Annotated in this window: 11 protein-coding genes; all 11 read right to left on the reverse strand. The window is 33.7% G+C overall.

Going from position 1 to position 8,956, the window contains the following annotated elements; all coding sequences use genetic code 11:
- Positions 1–252: 252 nt before the first annotated feature.
- Positions 253–1,590 (reverse strand): uracil-xanthine permease family protein, encoded by a 1,338-nt coding sequence (locus ACW2QF_RS14725; RefSeq protein ID WP_455716767.1) that lies wholly within the window; start codon positions 1,588–1,590, stop codon positions 253–255.
- Between the two features lie 274 nt (positions 1,591–1,864).
- Entirely contained in the window at positions 1,865–2,368 is a 504-nt protein-coding gene (locus ACW2QF_RS14730; protein WP_455716768.1) for a GreA/GreB family elongation factor, read from the reverse strand.
- Positions 2,369–2,393: 25 nt separating this feature from the next.
- Positions 2,394–2,564, reverse strand: a complete 171-nt coding sequence (locus ACW2QF_RS14735; protein ID WP_455716769.1) for a hypothetical protein — start codon at positions 2,562–2,564, stop codon at positions 2,394–2,396.
- A 192-nt stretch (positions 2,565–2,756) separates the two neighbouring features.
- Positions 2,757–3,383, reverse strand: a complete 627-nt coding sequence (locus ACW2QF_RS14740; RefSeq protein WP_455716770.1) for a hypothetical protein — start codon at positions 3,381–3,383, stop codon at positions 2,757–2,759.
- Positions 3,340–4,503, reverse strand: a complete 1,164-nt coding sequence (locus ACW2QF_RS14745) for an ABC transporter permease (RefSeq protein WP_455716771.1) — start codon at positions 4,501–4,503, stop codon at positions 3,340–3,342. The genes ACW2QF_RS14740 and ACW2QF_RS14745 overlap by 44 nt, the downstream gene beginning before the upstream one ends.
- Positions 4,503–5,387: an ABC transporter ATP-binding protein gene (locus tag ACW2QF_RS14750; RefSeq protein WP_455716772.1), complete on the reverse strand. Its 885-nt coding sequence runs from the start codon at positions 5,385–5,387 to the stop codon at positions 4,503–4,505. Before ACW2QF_RS14750 ends, ACW2QF_RS14745 begins: the two co-directional genes overlap by 1 nt.
- Positions 5,388–5,523: 136 nt before the next feature.
- Positions 5,524–5,841 carry an ATP-binding protein gene (locus ACW2QF_RS14755; RefSeq protein ID WP_455716773.1) on the reverse strand — a complete coding sequence of 106 codons (318 nt, stop codon included), beginning with the start codon at positions 5,839–5,841 and terminating at the stop codon, positions 5,524–5,526.
- 60 nt (positions 5,842–5,901) lie between these two features.
- Positions 5,902–6,726 (reverse strand): histidine kinase dimerization/phospho-acceptor domain-containing protein, encoded by an 825-nt coding sequence (locus ACW2QF_RS14760; RefSeq protein WP_455716774.1) that lies wholly within the window; start codon positions 6,724–6,726, stop codon positions 5,902–5,904.
- Complete coding sequence (locus ACW2QF_RS14765; protein WP_455716775.1) at positions 6,714–7,388, reverse strand: response regulator transcription factor; 675 nt, start codon at positions 7,386–7,388, stop codon at positions 6,714–6,716. The genes ACW2QF_RS14760 and ACW2QF_RS14765 overlap by 13 nt, the downstream gene beginning before the upstream one ends.
- Positions 7,389–8,058: 670 nt before the next feature.
- Positions 8,059–8,619, reverse strand: a complete 561-nt coding sequence (locus ACW2QF_RS14770) for a hemerythrin domain-containing protein (RefSeq protein ID WP_455716776.1) — start codon at positions 8,617–8,619, stop codon at positions 8,059–8,061.
- 27 nt (positions 8,620–8,646) lie between these two features.
- A complete protein-coding gene (locus tag ACW2QF_RS14775) occupies positions 8,647–8,841 on the reverse strand; it encodes a DUF1858 domain-containing protein (protein ID WP_455716777.1) in 195 nt (64 codons plus the stop codon).
- Positions 8,842–8,956: the final 115 nt, after the last annotated feature.

An 8,956-nucleotide genomic window follows, 5' to 3' on the forward strand; every position in this document is an offset into this window, starting at 1 on the left:
CGTCTTGGTCTCTCACTACCACAACTTGGTCTTTCCATTTCTCGTCTTGGTCTTTGCATTTCATGACTACATTTTGGTCTTTCGCTACATCTATTCATTCTTTCATTACAGGAATTATTTCCACAATTCATAATTATCTCCCTTTATTCTATATTTCATATTGCATAATATATCTTATTCAACACAAATTGATTGGGGAGAATTTTATTTCGTGACCAAATTGTACAATTAGACCAAATTTGAATGTATGACTTATAATTCTTCCTTAAATTCGTAATCTTTACCAGGAAGTATTGCATTAAGTAAAATACCTGCAAAAGCAGCAACTGCTAAACCAGATAATGTAATATCAAATTTACCAATGGAGAAATTAATACCCGACTTTATTACATCACCTATTCCATCAATATAAACAGATTGGAATTGAATACCTAATGCACAAACCAAAATAACTGCTGCTACAATAAGATTTCTACTCTTTGTAAAATCTACAGAATTTTCAACTACGTTACGCACACCAATTGCAGAGATCATACCATATAAGATCAATGATACACCTCCAATAATTGCTGTTGGAATAGAACTTACAACCGCTGCAAATTTTGGTGAAAATGATAACAGAATTGCAATACATGCAGCAATTCTCATTACTAATGGATCATAAACTTTTGATAATGCAAGTACACCTGTATTTTCACCGTATGTTGTATTGGCAGGGCCACCAAATAACGCAGATACACTTGTTGCTAAACCATCACCTAATAACGTTCTATGAAGACCAGGATCTGAAATGTAGTTTCTTCCTGTTGTTGCACTAATAGCCGAGATACCACCAATATGCTCCATAATTGTAGCTAACGCTATCGGAACAATCGTGATAATTGCACTTAAATTAAATTTTGCAAAACTAGCTGTTTGTAAAGGAATACCAAACCAGTTTGCTTCCTTAACTGCAGTGAAATCTACTTCACCCATACAAAGAGCTACTAGATATGCTCCTAAAATTCCTAGCATAATAGGGATAATCTTAATCATACCTTTTCCCCATATATTACATATAACTACAATGCCCAGCGCAACTAACGCAAGTATCCAGTTTGATGAGCAGTTATTAATTGCTGTAGGAGCAAGTATAAGACCAATTGCTATAATAATAGGACCTGTTACAACAGGTGGAAAATAACGCATTACCTTCTTTACTCCGAATGACTTAATTAAAGCAGCAACTACTAAATACACCAAACCCGCAACAACTACGCCACCACCTGCATAAGCTAACTGAGTTGGATCTGCTACACCATCCTTGAGAGGTGCTACAGCTGCATACCCTCCTAAAAAAGCAAAAGAAGACCCTAAAAAAGCTGGTACCTTTCTCTTTGTTAATAAATGAAATAACAAAGTTCCAATACCAGCCATAAATAATGTTGTAGAAATACTAAGTCCTGTTAAAATAGGAACTAACACAGTTGCACCAAACATTGCAAATGTGTGTTGAAATCCTAATAATAACGTCTTCGGTAAACCTAACTGTTTCACATTGTAAATACCTTCTTGTGCTTTTGATTGATTCTGATTACTCAGTTCTTTCATGAAGTAAATCCTCCTACTTAAAAATTCTTTTGTGACTTATCTCTAGTAAAAACATTGATTATTTACCAATTCCCAATATTTTACTCAAGGCATATCATTTTATTATATCATGTATTAATTCCGAAAATCAATACTAAAAAAGTATTCGCAATACTCCACTATTCCATTTATAATCTTATATCTTCTCCAATCATATCAATAATTATTTATACTACAGTAGAAATAATTTGCACTTAAAAGATTTATGTGAAAATTCTGTCGAATATTCTGACAATTAATATCCTCTAATTCTATCGCTCTCATCTTCTGATGTGTTGGTGATTGACTTAATTATCACATCATAACCATACTTATCGTTTACCTGTACGTGAACACGATCATTTATTCGATGCCCCATGATTGCCTTACCTAATGGTGACTCTATGCTAATTAATCCCTTCAACACATTCTCACGTACTGTCGTAACAATTCGATAGGTTTCCATTGTATCATCTTCTTCAAAATATAATTCAACGGTGTTATTCATTCCAATTACATCTTCATCTGATGAATCATCTATTACCTTAGCTGTCTTAACCATTCTCTCTAGATAACGAATACGGCTTTCATTCTTATTCTTATCCTTCTTTGCCGCATAATACTCAAAATTTTCGCTTAAGTCCCCGTGCGCTCTTGCTTCTTTCACAGCTTCGATAGCTTCTTTTCTAACAACTAGCTTTCTATAATCAATTTCATCTTGAATTTTCTTGATATCACTCTTTGTTAATTCATTGTACATGATAAATTCCTCCACATACATCCATTTATTTTGGTTGTTTATGATTGCTACAAGACTTACAAATACTCTTCCAACCAACGATTCTCTTAACTTTCTTTGGCAACTCCCTACCATTTTTTTCTTTGTACGATTCTTGAATCACACATGTGCATTCTTCATCAGAGATTTCTTTGTTAGATAATATTAAACATCTCATGGTAAATATTCCTTTCTCTATGTGTAGGATATTATTCTAAATCATCCCAACATCCTTACTATTACATTGTAAAATCTTTTGTCACAAGATTCATTATACCATATAAATATAGTAACATGTATAAAAACTAACGAGAGTTTTTTCTACAATTATTAAGGGTTCAAAAACAATAGTATTTGAACCCTTAGTAATCTATATCAATTTTCTATTATTTCTAATAATAATTCCAAGAATAATCATAACAATACCTGTAGTTAATAGATATATCTTATCTTCGACACTTCCTCTCATCATTGAAAACAAATAGAACTTTTCAAGATACCTCTTGGCACCTCCCATACACATGACATAATACAAAATAGGTATCATATATGCTACTGCTAGATTATCCACTATACTATAACTTATTATTCCTAAGCCTCCCAAAAACAGACAATTCGCAACTCCCCCATATAGATATTGGTAATACGGAAAATGACTTCCTTGCTGTTTCATTAATAACAGAAATAAAACTAGACTAATAAGTAAAATCAAAACACCTTCTACCAGACGAATTCCGTGTACTATGAACATGGATTCTTTCTTCGATTGTACTAGTTCACGAATGCTAGGGTCCTCATCTGGAATGAATAAGGGAACACACAATACAATGCCAAATAAAGATAAATAAAGATCAACCACTTTTGCTGACTGTAAGAAATCTAAATTAGATAGACCCATTATTATCTGTGCAAGTAAAGCCATAAAGAAAACTGCGATAATATGTGGTAGTAAATTAAACTTCAAGTTCACTTTTGCGATGCTTAAATATCTTTCCATTGATCATAAGTGCCCCCTTTCGTTTGTAATGATAAATTATGATTGTGGCAACAATCAATAGAATAGAGATTCCACTGTAAAACAAACGATTACGTACTAATTGCGGAAATATCTCTTTAAAAACTTCATACTCCCCTACCGTGTTAAATCTTGGCATAATATTATAGCCAACTGTTCCTACCAATAAGTCTGCGCCCATAAATATACTGATATACCACCAAAGTCCTTGAACTAAAATTGCAATCGGTCCATTGGTTAACTCAGTAAGGAAAAAGGAAGCGGAAACTGCTATAAGTATAGTAGGGAGTAACCATCCTCCAATATATCTAACATAAGTGAATGCATCACCCTTAATACCATTTTGCGCTGCTGAATATAAGGATTGCAAAGTAGGTGATATACTTAATAGAATTACGGGAACCAAAACCATTATTACAGTTGCCAGATATCGAGACAAAACAATTACTGCTGATGATACTTTTTTCGAATAAATTACATCAGAGGCTTTCGCCCTCTTATCTCTTAGCCCTCTAGTAACACCTAAAAACATCGGAAGAATTGCTAATACAAGCCCCATATAATCGCAGAATAATCTAGCATATGCTCCAGATATTTTATCATTGTATAAGATATCTTCATATTCTTTCATGGCATCTTCATAAGTCATGGGTATATATGCGTTAATCTTAAGTTGACTAGCCTTATAATTCGTCCCGCCACCAAGTAAATCATCAATTTTATCCATATTGGCTTCAAACTCTTCATAAGATATACTATCTTTTACAATACTATTCTCATCCACAGTCTCCTTAATAATAGCTTCAATCTTAGACTGTGTCTTTTTACTTGGGTGAACTTCCTTATAAAAACCAAATGGATATGCAATGTACGTTTCATTTTCAAATTCTCTCAGTAATGCATCTATTGTATATTCCATAATTTCTTTCGGATTCTCACTATACTTATACCCGTAATCTGCTTGCCCTTCTTGTGGTTTTGTTATACCTGTATTGGACTCCATTTGTGAAACAAAAAAAAGTACTAAACACGCAAGGAATATATAATAAGTAGTACTCTTTACTATGGCTCTACACTCTTTCATAAATAATGTTCCAAACATTATTGTTCACCTCTTTTCTCATGCATCAGACACATATAAGCGTCTTCTACATTAGGTGTACAAAGGGTTGCCCCATCAAATACTTCTTCATCCATACCTGCAACAAATCGAACGGTTACCTCAGATGGCATACGAAGCATATTAGTAACAAGATATCTGTTCTTAATATCTTCGATTTCAATTTTAGAAACAGTAGCTGTATAGATTTTTCCTTCCGCTTGTTCTAATAATTCTGTAACTGTACCGTTAAATACAATGTTACCTTCATCCATTACTGCAATCTTTTCACAAGTAGCTTCAATATCTCCCACAATATGAGTAGACAAAATTACAATTCTATCATCTGCTATCTCTGATAATAAATTACGGAATCGAACTCGTTCTTCTGGATCAAGTCCAGCTGTTGGTTCATCCACAATCAGCACTTTGGGATCATGCAATATGGCTTGTGCAATACCAAGTCTTCTCTTCATACCACCAGACATGGCCTTTACTTTTGTTCTTTTGTTATTCTGAAGATTCACTCTTCTTAACAACTCTGGAATTCTCATTTTTCTAGTATTCTTATCAAGCCCCGATAACACGCCTAGATAATCCATAGCTTCATATGCTGTCATATTTCCATACATCGAAAAATCTTGCGGTAGATACCCTATAATACTTCTTACTTTCCCTTGTTCTTTCACAGGAATATCACATACGTTAATTTCTCCACTACTTGCAGGTAATAACGTAGAAATCACCTTCATTAATGTAGTCTTTCCTGCTCCGTTTCTTCCAAGTAAACCAAACATTCCCTGCTTAATATGTAGATTCACGTCACAAAGGGCTTGTTTCTTTCCATAAAACTTATTCACATGACTTAATATAATCTCTGTTTCCATACCATTCTCCTATCCAATGTAGATTAATCTTAGATTTCAAGGTTTGCTATCGATACGGGATTTCTTATCACTCTCTATGATTCATTAAATAGCCACCTTATATCCTAATAATAACTTTGAAATATCTATATTTTATCTACAATACAAGGAAATTTGCTGCAATAATTGCACCACCCTTTGTACTATTACTTAGATGTAGGGTTCCACCATGTTTCTCGCACAACATCTTACTAATAGTAAGCCCAATTCCAAAGTGTTCGATACCATCACCACGTCCAGTATAATAAGGTCTTGTAGCCATATATAATTCTTCTTTCGAAAAACCTTTACCATCATCTCTTATATACAACGTAAAATGATTTTCCTCAACGTCTAATACCAAGTTAATAGTTGTTTTAGCATACGAAACTGCATTAGATAGTAGATTGTCTAAAACTTCTAGGATACAAGGCAAATCATAATAGCCTTTACCTTTAGGTAGATTGGAATCTATCTTAAAATTGAACTCATATTGTTACTGTAATCCATGAATTATCTCTGTTATATTCTCTTCTAATAGTGAAAAATCATGTTTCTTTTTCTTGATTTCCATCGATTCAAATGTATGAATTCCTTTCATTGTTTCCGCAAACTGCTGTAAGCGAACCACTTGTCCATTGATTAACTGTAAGGTATCTATCAACTTTTCTTCACTAACTTTTCCTTGCGGATAATACTTCACCAACAATTCTGTATATCCTTGCATAACAGTAAGTGGCGTACGTAAATCATGTGCAAAAGCAGCATTTAATTGACGCTGACTTTCCATTAAACTCCAGATTTTTTCTTGGTTTTTTATAAGCTGTATACGCATCTCATCAAAAGCCCCACAGATTTCACCAAGCTCATCTCCACTTTCATACAGACAAGAAAAACTCAAATCATCTCTAGCAATATATCTTGCTTCTTCCATCAATATACTTACAGGTTCTTCAATCTTATTCTTATAAAAAAAGTGGGTTGCAAGATAGATTGCTATTATTGAATATATTAATATAGAAAATACCCCAACAAAATCAATAATTTTTAGTAAAATAACATCAAAGGATTTCATTTCTGGTTCATCTGTTGGCGCATATACCAAATCCGTTGAGACTTGGTTGGTATCCGTTATTTCTATTTCATTATTATATTGCCTATTTATAGTACTTCTCCAACTATCACAAAACATCATCGTAACTGCATATAGTAATGCAACACCTACTATTGCAACAATTATGTAAAGCATTAACGCTCTCTTTAAGGAACTCTTCCCGATTCTATTATTCCATTTACCCAATAGTTCATCTATCCAATCCATCTATATCCAACTCCCCAAACCGTATCAATCACTGAATCCTTGCAATATTTACTAAGCTTCGAGCGTATTCTGCGAATATGCTCCGTTATAATATTACTATCTCCGTCTTTGTCAAACCCCCATAATTTTTCATAAATTCTTTCCTTTGTAAAGGTTTGACCTTTATTCATACTTAGAATCTCAACGATATCAAACTCTGTTTTAGTCAAGGCAATCATCGTTCCTTGATAGGACACACTTCTTTCTGAATAAGAAATTACTAATTCCTTTGCAAAGCGTACCTTTTCTTTACCCACCTTTCTCTCTTCTCTCCTAAGATGTGCCATTACTCTAGCTTCTAATTCATCTATACTAAATGGTTTCAATATATAATCGTCACCGCCAACCATAAGACCATTAATTCGATCCTCTTCTTCAACCTTAGCAGTTAAAAACAAGATTGGACAACTTACATAATCACGAATCCTCTTACATACCTCTATCCCATCCATCTGTGGCATATTAATATCTAATAATATGATATCAGGTTCTACTTCAACTTTATGTAATGCCTCTCTCCCATCGTATGCGGTATATACGGTAAAACCCTGTATTTCAAAAAAATCCTTTAATAATGAAACAACGTCTTTCTCATCATCAATAACTAAAATTTTGTAATTCATGGTCCCACTCTCCTTTATATGTAGAATATCATGATATCAACCAATTATCTATAAATTATCTACAAGTAAAGTGGAATAATGGATTAATAAGCACAATCAAAAGTATGAGAAGTTTCAAAATGACCTTAGTTTTCCTAACAAATATATAGCCCAAAATAAAGAAGACAGCAATTCTGAGCTATAGGTTAAATCAATTAGATAATAATTGATTTAGGTATAGCTCAGAATTACTGTCTTTCTATTATTATAATATTAAGTTTCAAAAAGTTAAGGTTATGATGAATAATCAATATATTGAATATTCATTACCTTACTTATCCTTGTGTATTAATAAAGTATACCAGCAAAACTCTCTCAATAGTGTAAATTAGCTTCTTAGCTGACGTACTATGACTAAGAAACAATAGCGAAACACCTAAAGTACTAGTGTGTACATAAAAACCTAGGAATGCGAGGCAAGGAGGCCGAGCAAGCCGTGCGATGCAGAGATTATCACATTCTGAGTACCTTTGTGTCATCGCACTAGGGAGGCAGGATGCCGAATCGAAGGCGTTTCCGTAACCCAAGAATCCCCACCCGTACACACCTAGAAGTACTTAGGTGTGTAGCGTGTTTCGTGTCATAGTACGTCAGCTAAGAAGCTTTCAAAACCTACACAGAGTTTTGCCTCCTACCTGTATTTATCCTCTAATCTTTGCAAAATTCCAAGATACTTACTCTGTACCCCTTCTTTCTCGCCATCTTCTTCAAGAATCTTCGTCTGTTCATCAATAAATACTAGACTTTCTTTCTTTAGATTCTTTTCACCAAAGGTAAAGACAACCTCGTTCTCTTTTGTAGCATGACGTGTAATTAGATACGTATATGCAGTAGTATTAACGATGATATCAAGTTTAGCACCTGTATTCGTATTATCTTCTTCATATGCTCTTAATGCCTGTTCTAGGTCGGTCATATGCAATCTACCAAGATCATGTTCCACTAACATACCATGTGTTACAAGATTCTTACCTACAGATCCAAGTTCTTTAACCATAAAATCGAATAATAGATTTTCTTCCTTTTTATGATGATGCTTATCCGCATAATTTCTAACAAAATCCACCATAGCATCAAAATCGGCTACCACTAGTTCTCCACCATTCATTACATGTAAACTAGCATTTCGCATTACCTTTGCCATACGTAGTATGGCATCGTGTTCTTTAACTAATATATCAATTCCGTACATAGTAACAATCCTTCTCCTTTGCTATCACTAAAGTAACTGACTTAAGAGCAAATCTAAATCTAGTCCATGAACCGCACATGCTTCTTCTAATGTTTCCGATCTTGAAGCAGGACAACCGATGCAATGCATCCCTGCCATCAATAAGATCTCTACATTATCTGGGTGATGCTTTATTATATCACTAATAATTGATTGTTCTGTAATTTCATCTTCGTAATTCATAATTAATCCATGCACATTATAGTACTCTATACATAAAGAGACAAACTATAGAGTGTGCATTTCTCCTTATATAATATATTTAGGTTGATAAAGGTAACCCATAACCCTTTGTTAG

This window comes from Anaerosporobacter sp., from assembly GCF_965301125.1.

What these genes read in the sequence shown, in the direction of transcription:
- ACW2QF_RS14770 (WP_455716776.1), bottom strand. Translation starts at nt 8,619, where the DNA reads ATGTACGGAATTGATATATTAGTTAAAGAACACGATGCCATACTACGT.
- ACW2QF_RS14730 (WP_455716768.1), bottom strand. Translation starts at nt 2,368, where the DNA reads ATGTACAATGAATTAACAAAGAGTGATATCAAGAAAATTCAAGATGAA.
- ACW2QF_RS14745 (WP_455716771.1), bottom strand. Translation starts at nt 4,503, where the DNA reads ATGTTTGGAACATTATTTATGAAAGAGTGTAGAGCCATAGTAAAGAGT.
- ACW2QF_RS14775 (WP_455716777.1), bottom strand. Translation starts at nt 8,841, where the DNA reads ATGAATTACGAAGATGAAATTACAGAACAATCAATTATTAGTGATATA.
- ACW2QF_RS14750 (WP_455716772.1), bottom strand. Translation starts at nt 5,387, where the DNA reads ATGGAAACAGAGATTATATTAAGTCATGTGAATAAGTTTTATGGAAAG.
- ACW2QF_RS14740 (WP_455716770.1), bottom strand. Translation starts at nt 3,383, where the DNA reads ATGGAAAGATATTTAAGCATCGCAAAAGTGAACTTGAAGTTTAATTTA.
- ACW2QF_RS14760 (WP_455716774.1), bottom strand. Translation starts at nt 6,726, where the DNA reads ATGGATTGGATAGATGAACTATTGGGTAAATGGAATAATAGAATCGGG.
- ACW2QF_RS14735 (WP_455716769.1), bottom strand. Translation starts at nt 2,564, where the DNA reads ATGAGATGTTTAATATTATCTAACAAAGAAATCTCTGATGAAGAATGC.
- ACW2QF_RS14765 (WP_455716775.1), bottom strand. Translation starts at nt 7,388, where the DNA reads ATGAATTACAAAATTTTAGTTATTGATGATGAGAAAGACGTTGTTTCA.
- ACW2QF_RS14725 (WP_455716767.1), bottom strand. Translation starts at nt 1,590, where the DNA reads ATGAAAGAACTGAGTAATCAGAATCAATCAAAAGCACAAGAAGGTATT.